Genomic DNA, 12035 nt, shown 5'->3' with positions numbered 1-12035 from the left:
GTAAGCCGGTCCTCTGAATCCGGCAATCATGGTTACGCTGCTGCATACCGGGCACCAAATACCGGTTCCCGCCGGTAACCGGCGTCCGGCACGGGCGTACATTGACGGACCCGGCCGCCGGTGGGTGTCCGGCAGTTATTTTTTATGCTGCCTTTGCCATCTTGCTCTCCAGTATCTGCAACGCCTTTTCCATCTGCTCATCCACCGCGGCATTGGGTTCCTGTTCCACCACCACGTCGGGGGTAATCCCCTTCTTATGAATATCATGCCGCGAGGGGGTCAGATAACGGGCGGTGGTCAGCTTCAACCCCGCACCGTTATCCAGGTCGAAAACCGTCTGGACGATGCCCTTGCCAAAAGTACGCTCCCCCACCAGCACTCCCGAACCCGTGTCCTTGATGGCTCCGGCCAGAATTTCCGCCGCGCTGGCGCTGGCCCGGTTCACCAGCACCACCAGGGGCAGCTTCAGGTTCTGCCCGTCGGCGGAATAGGTTTCCTGCTTACCCGAACGGTAATCAATGTAGACCACCGGACCCTGGGGCACGAAATAACCGGCCACTTTCACCGCCGCATGGAGCTCCCCGCCGGGATTGTTGCGCAGATCCAGGAGCACTCCCCGCATCCCCTGGCTCTTCAAACGGGCGATGGTGGCTTCCAGTTCCCCGGGGGTTTTCTCCGTAAACTGGCTTAAAGCAATATAACCTATACCGGATTCTCCCGGCAGCATACGACCTTCCACCGTGGGTACGCTGATCTCTTCCCGCACCAGCTCCACATCCCAGGGCCGGGCCACCCCTTTGCGGGCAATGGTCAACTTCACCTTCGTGCCCACCGGCCCCCGCATCAAGCCAATGGCCGTGTCCAGGTCGATGCCCCTGGCATCCCGGTCATCTATACGGGTGATCATATCCCCCTTCATAATTCCCGACCGCTGGGCCGGTGTTCCCTGATAGGAACGCTCCACCGTCAGGTAACCGTCCTTGATTCCCACCAGAATGCCCAGACCGCCGAAGGCACCCTGAATTTGCTCCCGCAACTGGGCGTATTCACCGGCATCCAGGTATACGGAATAGGGATCGTTCAAAGATTTGACCAGCCCGCGGATGGCGCCATCCACCAGGGTGGTGGTGCTCACGGGCTCCAGGTACTGGGTACGCACCAGGGAAATCACTTTGAAAAGGGTGCCGAAATGCTTATAATTGCTGGCCAGCAATCCCCCGGCAGCCACAATAAGGGCAAAGACCAGCACGGCTAAAGCCACCAGCCAGCGCATCCCCCTGACCCGGCCGGTGCAGGAATGCTGATTAAACTCCATGGCCACACCACCTGTTCCGTTTCTCTTGCCTTTTTATTGACCGGCAGAAAATTACTTCCAAAATATTTCCTGCCACACACGTATTATACTACACCAACAGAACGGCAATTACAACCGGGACAAAAAAAGTTGCCGGCAACAGCCGGCAGCCGGGAAGAGCCAAAGATAAACGACATAAAAGTTCCGGTTCAGCCCGTCTTTCCGTCATTCAAACCGGGAGATCTACCTGCAGGCGGGAAAACACCCCGTGCTTAAATCAAGTTATTCCATGCCCGGCCGTTCACCCGGGGGCGGGAAAACCGCCAATCCACCCTCCGGGCCGGCGGGAGGAAGGACTGCGGCCGGTCCCCGTGTACAACCGGCCGGCTGCTAGAGATAGCCCATGGGATTTACCGCGGACCCGTTGACCATTACCGTAAAATGCAGGTGGGGGCCGGTGGACAGGCCGGTGCTGCCCACCCGGCCGATGGTCTGCCCTTTTTTAACCTCCTGACCGGGGGAAACCAGCCGGGCCGAAAGGTGGGCATACATGGTGGTCACACCACCGCCGTGGTCCAGCATGACCACGTTGCCGTAGCCGCTCATGGAACCGGAATAAATGACCGTACCCTCCTGGGCGGCCACCACCGCGGTACCCGTAGGGGCGGGAATGTCAATACCGTCGTGCAGGCGCACCGTACCCAGAATGGGATGGCGCCGGGAGCCAAAGCCGGAAGATATGGATGAATACCCGGGTAACGGCCAGGTAAAAACGCCGCTCCCCCGCGGCGGGGAGGGGTGGGATCTGGCCCTTTCCAGGGCAATCTGGCGCAAAATCTCCTGCTCCTGGGCCTTCAACCTTTCGGCCGCATCCTCGTGACGGCTCAATTCACTCTGGGCCGCGGCCAGCAGAGCTTTTTGCTGACCCTGCTTATCCGCCAGCTGCTGCCTGGCGGCCTGCTGATCCCGTAATAATGCCGCAATCTGGTCCCGGCGCTGTTCCAGCCGGGCTTTCCTGGCCGCCACTTCCTGGCGCCGGGCGTTTACTTCGTCCACAATGGCCGCATCCCGGGCCACCGCCCGTTTCAGCAGCTCATAACGGTTGATAAAATCGCTGAAATCCCGGGCGGCCAAAAGCACTTCCAGATAGTCCACCCGTCCCGATTTATAAACTTCCCGCAGGCGATTGTTCATAACCTGCTGGCTTTCCTTCAGCCTGGCCTCCGCATCCGCCAGATCCTGCTGGGCAACAGCCACATCGGCCAGGGCCTTTTTTAAATTACCGTCCAGCTCGGCAATACGCTTTTCAATGGAAACAATATCCCGCTCCGTGGCCGCCACCTGCCCGGCGTAATCCTGCACTTCCTCCCTGGTGTCCTGGGCCTTCTTTTGTTCCTGAAAGAGCTTCTGCCGGGTCTGCTGCAACATTTCCTCCAGGCTGGCCCCCTGGGCGGTGGAAATGCCGCCCCCCAGCAGGACCAGAACCAGGCCCAGGGAAAGTAATGTTCTGGCTGTGCCCTTCAAACCAACACCCCCTAAACGCTTAAAAAACGGTGAATGGATATGGCGCTGCCCAGGGCGCCAATGAGCAACCCCAGCCCCACCAGGCCTCCCAGCAGCGAAAGCAAAACCTGGCTGTCGGTGACCAGGGGGATGAAGGGCAGCGTTTCCGCCAGGCGGTGCACCACGGCAAAGTAGCCCGTGCGTACCAGCACCGCCGCCAGCAGCGCACCCACCAGCCCCAGGACCATTCCCTCCAGCAAAAAGGGAAAGCGCACAAACCAGTTGGTGGCCCCCAGGTATTTCATGATACCGATCTCCCGCCGGCGGGCAAACACCGACATGCGAATGGTGGTGGAAATGAGAAATACTGCCGCCGCACCAACCATGATCATGGCCGCCATACCGGCCAGCCGCACCCACCGGGTAACGGCCACCAGCTTCTCCACCACACCCTGGCCGTAACGCACATCATCCACCCCGGGCAGGGCGGCAATCTCCCGGGCCACCCCCACCACCTGATCGGCCGCCCTGGTTTTCACCCGGAAGGCGTCGGGGAAGGGGTTATCCTTATCCAGGCCTTCCAGGATACTCTGGCGGGGGCCGAAATCGCGGCGCATTTCTTCAAGCGCCTGCTCCTTGGAGATAAACTCCACCCCGGCCACTCCGGGCAGGGAATTAATCCGTTTGTTCAATTCCCGAACCTGGTCCGGTTTCAAATCTTTTTGTAAAAAAGCGCTGATTTCCAGGCTGGATTCCAGGTGATCCGCCAGACGATCGGTATTGACCACCAGCAACAGGGAAGAACCCAGGATGAGCAGGGATACGGTCACCGTGCCCACGGCGGCCAGGGAAAGCCAGCTGTTGCGTACCAGGGATAAGAAAGCTTCCCGGAAATAGTAAACCAGGGTGTTAAGCCTCATCCCGGTAGCCCCCGCTTTCCTCGTCCCGTACTATTCGCCCGGCACTTAAGGCCACCACCCGTTTTTTCATGGCATCCACAATATCCCAGGCATGGGTGGCCATAATAATGGTGGTACCCTTCTCGTTAATCCTCTGAAACAGCTCCATCAGCTCCCAGGACGTTTCCGGATCCAGGTTGCCCGTGGGTTCGTCGGCGATAATCAAAACCGGGTCGTTGACTATGGCCCGGGCTATGCCCACCCGCTGCTGCTCGCCTCCGGAAAGCTGCGCCGGCAGGAATTGACCCTTCTTTTCCAGGCCCACCATCTGGAGCACCTGGGGTACACGCCGCCGGATCTCCCGGGGGGAAACGCCGGTAACTTCCAGGGCGAAGGCCACGTTTTCAAAAACCGTCTTCCGGGGCAATAAACGAAAATCCTGGAATACCATGCCGATCTTGCGGCGCAGCATGGGTATGTCCCGGCCCCGCAGGCGGGCCACATTTTTGCCGTTGAAAAGCACCTGCCCCTTGCTGGGCAACTCCTCCCGGAAAACCAGCTTGGTCAGGGTGGACTTGCCCGCACCGCTGGGGCCCACCAGAAAAACAAACTCGCCCTTACGAATATGCAGGTTGATGTTATCCAGGGCCTTGACCCCGTTTTTATAAATTTTCGTCACACCATACATGCGGATCATGACCACACCCCAATTCCGTCAATACACCCTGCTGACATGGTCCCCCTCACAGCCAGTACACTTCGACACCAGCACCACAAATCCTCCTTAAAACCCAAAAAAATGAAACAACCTTCCCCGGCCAGGGAGAAGGTCTGGTAATATCTTTATTATTACCTGTATCCCATTCGCTGGATAAAACAGGACACATACAAACGGTCCTGTTGCCGGACTTTTGATATCCCCTCCACTCCCGGTGCACCACAGCAGGTAGAAAACAGCTCCTTTTCTTTTATAATTATCCATAATAGATATTGCTAACCAGTATTGCATGATATAAACTAGTATCAGGTGATGTTTACCTTTTATTCTCCCGTGAATGTTCCCGGGAAAGGGCAGTGACTGGACCGGTGGGAGATAGACCGTTGGAACGCCGAACCGTCCCTGTCCTTCAGGTGGGAACCTTAGGGCGACAAAACCGGATGACGTACCGGTTTGGCAGTCACTATTTCGGGCGAAACTCCAGAAGCCCGTGGTCCAAGAAGGGTTGGTGTTGTATGAATATAAGAGGAGTACTGGATGACAGCGGCTGGATGGTATGCAAAATATTAGCGGGCTCTGATGCGATATCCCAGCAATATTATATGGCCGGGGGTACTGCTTTGGCACTGCAGTTAGGCCACCGTAAGTCTTACGACTTGGATTTCTTCCAAACGAAAACAGATGAGCGAATTCACTACGAGAAAATTTACCGCGAATTAGTAGGTCTGTTCTCTCAAAAATATGTGCGTGTTGAGCTAAAGCAGGTAGACCAGGCAACCGTTAGCATTCACGGAGTTAAAGTTACATTTCTGGCTTATCCTTTTCCTCTGGTCGAACCCCTTGTTTCCGGTCATACAATAGCTCCGGAACTGGCCGGCATAAAACTGGCATCGCCCCGCGAAATTGCCTTGATGAAGGCGTACACCATTGGGCGTCGGCCAAGTTACAGAGATTATATCGATTTGTATTTTTTGCTCAAAAGCGGTAAAGCAACGATTGAGTATATTTTGGAGAAGGCTCCTGGGAAATTCGTTATAGAGAATGAGACAGTTTTTTCGAAAAAGCTATTTTTGGAACAGCTGGGTTACACCGGGGACATCAGTGATAAAGAAGCAGCTTTGACTACCGTACTGGGGGCAAAGCTGACCAGCCAAGAATTGGAAAGATATTTAGGCCAGCAGATACGAGAAGCAATGCGAGTGCTCTTACGCACTCGGAAGAGAGGAATGCGTCTATGAGGCTTCCCGAGTGTCTCAGCCCGTTTTTCAGGAATTATGCCTTTCACTGTTTGGATACTGATGAACATGCTGAACTCGTAATAAAAACGGTGTTAGCCCGGGGTACCTGGGAGCAAATAATGTGGTTGTTTGATTGTTACGGGTTCGATAAAATAAAAGACGTGTTTCTTAAGGATTTTTACGGGCTCCGGGAGTTGCCTGACCCGACAGTGAACCTGTGGGGGCTGCTGTTTCTGGATGAGAAAGAATATTGGGAACACAGGAGAAGGCGAGAAAGGATGTCGCTTGCTGAAAAGTGGCGGCCTCGGCGCCTAATTGGGAGAATTGTTGGCAGATAAAGCTAAACGCCAAGATTGTTTACATCCTGGGACCTATCCTCGGCGGCGCATAGTCTACCGGTATTCTCAGAATCTTAACCAAATTTCTATCATCCCTTTTGTCAATCCTATCGAAAAGTTCTTAATAAAAAACAAGCCCCAACTATACATATAGCAATTACCAGCGCAATTTCTAATATTGTACAGTTTTCTGAAAGGTCCTGGATTAAAAAACTGGGGACATTCGCCAAAACGTTATGGAGGCGGTTCATGCGTTAGTTGAACCTGCCCACCTTCAGCCATCATTTTTATCCTGTCTTCAACTTCAGACCGGGAGGGCAGAGCGGAAATGGCCCCTTTCTGGTGCAGGTTAACGCAGCGGTGACGTTGGCAAAAAGGCAGATTTCCCGCAGGGAGCCTCCGGAAAAGCAGGCAATGTCACCCGCTTTTTCCACTCCCATTTCAGCCATCACAGTCGGGGCGGTGGTCGCGGGAGTAACCCAGTTTCGCGATCAGGCAGCGGCTGCCTTCCAGATAAGTAGAGGTGAGGTCGACTGCTGAGCCAACTGCCTTTACAAAGCAAATTCACCGGGATCTGCGTTTGCTGCCTGTTCGACAAGGCCGGTAACTGGAACCCTTCAGGGGGTCTGTGTCACCAGGTTGCCTGTTTGGGCCACCACCGCCACGCCAGCTTACCTGGCCCGGCGTATAAAATCCATCCGGGGTAAGGTTTACCTTAAAGCCGGGAATGGACTCCAGCTTATCCACAGTTCCGCCGGTGTGGCCCAATCCCCGGCCGGACATCATGGCCACAGGTACCCCGGCAACAGCCACAAGGGGGGCCAGCATACGTCAGACTGGACTTTGACAGCGATCCCTGAAACCCTTGTCATTACTCGACTTTTCGCGTGGCACAATTTAAGGGGTCCAGGAATTGAAAGTAACCTCATTCTTACAGCCTCAAGGCTTTCTAAATTTTAGGTGTCAAAGTCAAGTCAGAGAACCGTCCCCTGTCACACAGTAAATGTGCCAGAGAACCGTCCCCTGTCACACTGTCACACCACAGTCCCAGTGTGTCAGAGAACCGTCCCCTGTCACAGTCTTATTCATGGGACGCAGGCAAGCACAGATGATACAAATCATCTTCCGGCAATTTACCTGCCCGCCCGCACCTGACGGTCTTTAACCTCCCGGACCGCCGCCGCCAGGTGACCGGCCGTTAGGCCGTATTTTTCCATAAGCTCCCCGGGTTTACCCGACTCGCCAAAAACGTCGGGCAGTCCCACCCGGTACACGGGCACCGGGCAATGGGCACAAACCGTTTCCGCCACCGCTCCCCCCAGCCCGCCAATGATGCTGTGTTCCTCGGCGGTGACAATGGCCCCGGTCTCCCGGGCCGCTTTAATCACCGCCTCCTCATCCAGGGGTTTGATGGTATGCATGTCCAGCACCCGCACCACAATACCCTCCTGCTCCAGCATGGCGGCCGCCTCCAGGGCCACGGACACCATGATCCCGGTGGCAATGATGGTGGCGTCACCACCCTCCCGCATGACCACCGCCCGGCCGGGCTGGAAGACAAAGTCATCACCGTGCAGCACCGGCACCCCCGGCCGGCCCAGGCGGATGTACACCGGTCCGGGAATTTCCACCGCCGCCCGCACCGCCGCCCGGGTTTCCACGGCGTCCGCCGGCACAAATACAGTCATGTTGGGCAGGGAGCGCATCAGGGCGATATCCTCCACCGACTGGTGGGAACCCCCGTCTTCGCCCACAGTAATCCCGGCGTGGCTGGCGGCAATCTTCACGTTTAACCGGGGATAGGCCACGCTGTTGCGCACTATTTCAAAGGCCCGGCCGGTGGCAAAAATGGCAAAGGAACTGCAGAAGGGGATCTTGCCGGCCGCCGCCAGGCCGGCGGCGGTGCCGATCATGTTCTGCTCGGCCACCCCCATGTCGAAAAAACGGTCCGGAAAATGCTTGCCAAAATCATAGGTTTTGGTAGATTTGGCCAGATCCGCATCCAGGACCACCACGTCCGGGTTTTCCCGGCCCAGCGCTAAAAGGGCCTCCCCGTAGGCTTCCCGGGTGGCAATTTTTTTCATACGGATGCTCCTCTCTTACGAAAATAGCCGTTGGTTACTGCTCGACCCACGAATGGTACGGCAAACCTGCTTTCTAAAGGTGAAAATCCGGACGCCTGCCGGTACACCCGTCCATTTATGCCAGTTCGGCCAGGGCCCGTTCCACTTCGTCGGGTTTGGGGGCCACGCCGTGCCATTCCGCCCGGTTTTCCATGAAGGATACCCCTTTACCTTTCACCGTTTCAGCCACAATCATCTGGGGTTTCCCTTTCACCGAACGGGCCTTTTCCACCGCCGCCAGAATTTCCGTCATACTATGGCCGTCAATAACCTGCACATCCCAGCCAAAGGCGCGCCATTTATCCGCCACCGGTTCCGGGGACATCACCTGGCTGCAGGGACCGTCGATTTGAAAACCGTTATGATCCAGAAAAGCAGTGACGTTATCCAGGCGGTAGTGGGCCGCCGCCATGGCCGCTTCCCAGACCATACCCTCCTGGATTTCCCCGTCGCCCAGCAGGACATAAACCCGGTAATCCCGGCCGTCCAGCCGGGCCGCCAGGGCCATGCCGTTGGCGACCGCCAGCCCCTGGCCCAGGGAACCGGTGGACATTTCCACTCCCGGCAGGTGTTTCATATCCGGGTGTCCCTGCAGGGGACTGCCCAGTTTACGTAAGCTCAGCAAATCTTCCAACGGGAAAAAGCCCCTTTCCGCCAGGGCAGCGTAGAGCACCGGCGCCGCATGTCCCTTGGACAGGACGAAACGGTCCCGGTCCGGCCAGCGGGGGTTCCGGGGATCCAGGCGCAACACCTCAAAATACAGGGCGGTGACCATATCCGCCGCCGAAAGGGACCCTCCGGGATGACCCGAACCGGCGGCACCGGTCATGCGGATGATATGCCGGCGGATTTCCCGGGCCTTTGCTTCCAGTTGCTTGATTTTTTCCTGTTCCATGGCTGCACTCCTTAAAGATTCTGTTTGACCGGGGCACACGGGCCGAACCACCCTCTCCCCCGGGCACAATGCCCCACCGGGTCAAAACATTTGTGCTGGCTTTTCCGTCAGGGTGAACCCCTGTTGAAAACACGGAGTATAATTATTCTTGCCCGGCGGATATATTCCTGCTTATCCCGAGAAAAAACCAACACTACGGCACAACTGGATCATCACTGCACCCCATAGGTATCCCGGAGGATCCAGGGACATCAACCACTTAGAGGTTGGCAGTGAAGAGTGTTACCCGCATGGTAGTTTAATGTTACGCTGCAGTATAATCCGGTTGGTGCCGCTGGGGCTTTCCCGGCCGCCTGGCCACTGAACGGCCGCCGGAAAACGCAGGCGGACCGCTCAGCGCAGGCCGTCCCGATAACTGCGCCACTCCTTGAACCCTTCGCCCAGCACCTCGTGCACATCGGCCAGGACCACGAAGGCCCGGGGGTCCACCCGGTAGACCAGATCCTTTAATCGGGTTACCTCGGAACGGTTCACCACCACCAGGAGCACCTCCCGCTCCTCCCCCGTGTACATTCCCCGCCCCTTAAGGGCCGTGGCCCCCCGGTTCATCTCCTGCAGCACCGCCCGGGCAATGTCCTCCACCCGCCCGGAAATAATCAGAAAGGCCTTGGTGTAGCTGATCCCTTCCTGTACCAGGTCGATGAGCCAGGCGGTGACAAATATGGTGATCAAGGCGTACATGGCCAGCTCCCAGGAGCGGAAGGTAAACCCGGCCGCCAGCACCACCAGGCCGTCCACCAGAAAAAGGAGCTGGCCCACATTGGCGCCGGTGTAGGTCCGCAATACGGCCGCCGCCAGATCGGTGCCGCCGGTGGTACCCCGGTAGCGGAAAACCAGCCCCAGTCCCAGGCCGGTGAGCACGCCGCCGTAAACGCTGGCCAGCAGGGGGTCGTGGGTGGGTACGGGCAGGTAGGGGGCCAGACCGTCCACCACCGCCGACAGGGCAACGGTGCCGTAGAGGGAGCGGAAGCCGAACTTCAACCCCAGCCGGTAAATGCCCATGAGAAAAAGGGGTACATTTAAAACCAGCATGGTCGCCCCCACCGGAGTGCCGAGTACGTAGTGGATGACCGTGGCCAGGCCGCTTACCCCGCCGGCGGCTATCTTGTTGGGCACCAGGAAGAGATCCAGCCCCAGGGCGGTGAGGACCACCCCCAGGGTCACCCCCAGAAACTCGCTCAGTATACCTGCCAACAGGTATCATCCTCTGCAGCAAAAAAAACAAATCCACAACGGGTAGGTCTCAAATAATGCCCAAACCCGGCTTATATCCCATGATAGAGGGTTAATCCAGATTCGGGAATTCCGGCTACGGACGGCATACCAAAGCGGCCGGATGGTAAACCTAGTTTATCCAGAAAAAAAGGAAAGGATAATAATGTGCAAAATAAATTCCCATAGACCAATCTGGCCGGGACAAGGTATATTATTCTTGGTCCAGTAACATTTTCCTGCTTAACGACAGGAAAGGTCGCCCCGCTACTGCTCCACGAAGGGAGGAATCCGGCCATAAAGTCGACCGTCAGCGCGAGCACAGTAAAAAAGCACATAAAAGGCGCATCGATCAACCGCGTATGGGAAATTGACCTGTTCCGGGGAGTGTCCCTCCTATTGATGGTGACCTTTCACTTACTTTACGACCTGGCAGAGTTTTACCATTTTCCCCTGGATTACCAGAAGGGGCCAATTTACTATACAGGAAAAGAAGCGGCCACTCTCTTCATCCTCATTGCGGGTATAAGCTCTTTCTTTAGCACCAATAACCTGCGGCGGGGTATAAAAATCCTCCTGTGGGGTTTCGTCATTTATCTCGTTACCGGGGTTACGCTCCCCGGGAGCAACATCATATTCGGCATCCTGCAATTCCTGGGGACAAGCATGATCCTGGCCCCCCTTTTCATGGGACTGCCTTCACCGGTTCTAACGGTCCTGGGCGCCCTTATCCTGCTGGCCGAACGCTATACCGGCACCCTTACCTGGCCCCACAACAGGCTGGCCTGGTTGGGGTTAATGGGGAAGGACTTCTCTTCTGTGGACTATTACCCCCTTATCCCCTGGTTCGGGGTGTTCCTGTGGGGCATGGCCCTGGGGCGGATGTTTTACCCCTCTAAGCGAAGCCTTTTTCCCCATTCCCCCCTGCCCCGCCACCCGCTGGGCCGGTCCATACAATTCCTGGGCCGGCATTCGCTGTCCATATACCTGATACACCAGCCTGTTATTTTATTACTCCTGTACCTGTTTTTCCTGGTTGTAAAATAGTAGAGTGCTCATAATTGCGTGACTCCCGGCATTTCCTGGCCTCAACCGGGCTGCGTAAATTAAACCCTTTCCACCACCATGGCCATGCCCTGGCCGCCGCCGATGCACATGGTGATCAGGCCGTAACGCAGATTGTTCCGCCGCATGTGGTGCATGATGGTGACCATCAGCCGGGCGCCGGTGCAGCCTATGTAAAGCATGACCGGCCCTTTACTCAGGTGGGGAATTCCAGATTATAAAGAACTTGACGGTGGAATGCCCGGTGCCATCCTTCCAGACCGGATTAAGCATGAATGGGTTTATAATCCTGCATAAAGGACAGATGGGGTCAGAAAATCTGCTAAACCGGGGTGCTCTTTGAAAAAACCCCCGGATGCCAGGTATGGCCCGGGGTTTTTGCTGTTTATTTCCGGCAATTTTTTCTTCCTGAATGGCGGCATTTTCCCTACTTCTGCAGTTGGGGCAGAATCTTCTCGTAGTAATCCAGGCATTCCGGATTGGCCAGGGCGTCCCGGTTGGTCACCGGCCGTCCGTTGACGATGTTCGTTACCGCGCTCTCCACTTTCTTCATGTTCAGGGTGTAGGGTATATCCGGCACGGCCACGATCAGGGCGGGAACATGCCGGGGCGATGCCTTTTCCCGCAGGGTTTTCTTGATCTTGTTTTGCAGTTCCTCCGTCAGGGTGTATCCCGGATTCAGCTTGACAA

11 protein-coding genes and 2 pseudogenes are annotated in these 12035 nt (G+C 56.5%); 3 read left to right on the top strand and 10 right to left on the bottom strand.

Features of this window, described 5'->3' with window-relative positions; translation table 11 throughout:
- Positions 1-142: 142 nt before the first annotated feature.
- The 4 genes from GFC01_RS14915 to ftsE form a co-directional block, all read right to left on the bottom strand.
- Positions 143-1315: a S41 family peptidase gene (locus GFC01_RS14915; RefSeq protein ID WP_194174975.1), complete on the bottom strand. Its 1173-nt coding sequence runs from the start codon at positions 1313-1315 to the stop codon at positions 143-145.
- A gap of 369 nt (positions 1316-1684) precedes the next feature.
- Positions 1685-2818: a murein hydrolase activator EnvC family protein gene (locus GFC01_RS14910; RefSeq protein WP_243137623.1), complete on the bottom strand. Its 1134-nt coding sequence runs from the start codon at positions 2816-2818 to the stop codon at positions 1685-1687.
- 11 nt (positions 2819-2829) lie between these two features.
- A complete protein-coding gene (ftsX, locus tag GFC01_RS14905; protein WP_152947965.1) occupies positions 2830-3717 on the bottom strand; it encodes a permease-like cell division protein FtsX in 888 nt (295 codons plus the stop codon).
- The gene (gene ftsE, locus GFC01_RS14900) at positions 3707-4393 is read right to left on the bottom strand and encodes a cell division ATP-binding protein FtsE (RefSeq protein WP_152947964.1); all 687 of its coding nucleotides are present in this window, start codon (positions 4391-4393) and stop codon (positions 3707-3709) included. The genes ftsX and ftsE overlap by 11 nt, the downstream gene beginning before the upstream one ends.
- A gap of 536 nt (positions 4394-4929) precedes the next feature.
- Between ftsE and GFC01_RS14895 the strand changes: the two genes are divergently transcribed.
- Both GFC01_RS14895 and GFC01_RS20240 read left to right on the top strand, forming a co-directional pair.
- Positions 4930-5652, top strand: a complete 723-nt coding sequence (locus GFC01_RS14895; RefSeq protein ID WP_152947963.1) for a nucleotidyl transferase AbiEii/AbiGii toxin family protein — start codon at positions 4930-4932, stop codon at positions 5650-5652.
- Complete coding sequence (locus GFC01_RS20240; RefSeq protein WP_423244400.1) at positions 5649-5990, top strand: DUF6922 domain-containing protein; 342 nt, start codon at positions 5649-5651, stop codon at positions 5988-5990. The genes GFC01_RS14895 and GFC01_RS20240 overlap by 4 nt, the downstream gene beginning before the upstream one ends.
- 690 nt (positions 5991-6680) lie before the next feature.
- Here GFC01_RS20240 and deoA read toward each other — a convergent pair.
- The 4 genes and pseudogenes from deoA to GFC01_RS14875 form a co-directional block, all read right to left on the bottom strand.
- Positions 6681-6818 (bottom strand): annotated as a pseudogene (gene deoA, locus GFC01_RS14890) (pyrimidine-nucleoside phosphorylase); the annotation flags it as partial.
- A gap of 305 nt (positions 6819-7123) precedes the next feature.
- Positions 7124-8074 carry a transketolase family protein gene (locus tag GFC01_RS14885; protein WP_152947962.1) on the bottom strand — a complete coding sequence of 317 codons (951 nt, stop codon included), beginning with the start codon at positions 8072-8074 and terminating at the stop codon, positions 7124-7126.
- Positions 8075-8189: 115 nt separating this feature from the next.
- Positions 8190-9008 carry a transketolase gene (locus GFC01_RS14880; RefSeq protein ID WP_152947961.1) on the bottom strand — a complete coding sequence of 273 codons (819 nt, stop codon included), beginning with the start codon at positions 9006-9008 and terminating at the stop codon, positions 8190-8192.
- Positions 9009-9401: 393 nt separating this feature from the next.
- Positions 9402-10265: a YitT family protein gene (locus tag GFC01_RS14875; RefSeq protein ID WP_152947960.1), complete on the bottom strand. Its 864-nt coding sequence runs from the start codon at positions 10263-10265 to the stop codon at positions 9402-9404.
- Between the two features lie 285 nt (positions 10266-10550).
- Between GFC01_RS14875 and GFC01_RS14870 the strand changes: the two genes are divergently transcribed.
- Complete coding sequence (locus tag GFC01_RS14870) at positions 10551-11327, top strand: heparan-alpha-glucosaminide N-acetyltransferase (RefSeq protein ID WP_152947959.1); 777 nt, start codon at positions 10551-10553, stop codon at positions 11325-11327.
- A 59-nt stretch (positions 11328-11386) separates the two neighbouring features.
- Here the strand turns inward: GFC01_RS14870 and GFC01_RS14865 are convergent, their stop codons facing one another.
- Together GFC01_RS14865 and GFC01_RS18835 are read right to left on the bottom strand one after the other, a co-directional pair.
- Positions 11387-11527, bottom strand: a complete 141-nt coding sequence (locus GFC01_RS14865) for a hypothetical protein (RefSeq protein ID WP_152947958.1) — start codon at positions 11525-11527, stop codon at positions 11387-11389.
- Positions 11528-11772: 245 nt separating this feature from the next.
- Positions 11773-12035, bottom strand: a pseudogene (locus GFC01_RS18835) (acetoacetate--CoA ligase); the annotation flags it as partial.

Origin of the sequence: Desulfofundulus thermobenzoicus (assembly GCF_009428905.1) — a bacterium.
Lineage (GTDB): Bacteria > Bacillota > Desulfotomaculia > Desulfotomaculales > Desulfovirgulaceae > Desulfofundulus_A > Desulfofundulus_A thermobenzoicus.
This window is presented reverse-complemented; position numbering and strand designations above follow the sequence as displayed.

Bases quoted from the DNA above. Each gene is read 5' to 3' on its own strand.
- GFC01_RS20240 (WP_423244400.1), top strand. From the start codon at position 5,649: ATGAGGCTTCCCGAGTGTCTCAGCCCGTTTTTCAGGAATTATGCCTTT.
- GFC01_RS14885 (WP_152947962.1), bottom strand. From the start codon at position 8,074: ATGAAAAAAATTGCCACCCGGGAAGCCTACGGGGAGGCCCTTTTAGCG.
- GFC01_RS14895 (WP_152947963.1), top strand. From the start codon at position 4,930: ATGAATATAAGAGGAGTACTGGATGACAGCGGCTGGATGGTATGCAAA.
- GFC01_RS14865 (WP_152947958.1), bottom strand. From the start codon at position 11,527: ATGCTTTACATAGGCTGCACCGGCGCCCGGCTGATGGTCACCATCATG.
- ftsX (WP_152947965.1), bottom strand. From the start codon at position 3,717: ATGAGGCTTAACACCCTGGTTTACTATTTCCGGGAAGCTTTCTTATCC.
- GFC01_RS14915 (WP_194174975.1), bottom strand. From the start codon at position 1,315: ATGGAGTTTAATCAGCATTCCTGCACCGGCCGGGTCAGGGGGATGCGC.
- GFC01_RS14880 (WP_152947961.1), bottom strand. From the start codon at position 9,008: ATGGAACAGGAAAAAATCAAGCAACTGGAAGCAAAGGCCCGGGAAATC.
- ftsE (WP_152947964.1), bottom strand. From the start codon at position 4,393: ATGATCCGCATGTATGGTGTGACGAAAATTTATAAAAACGGGGTCAAG.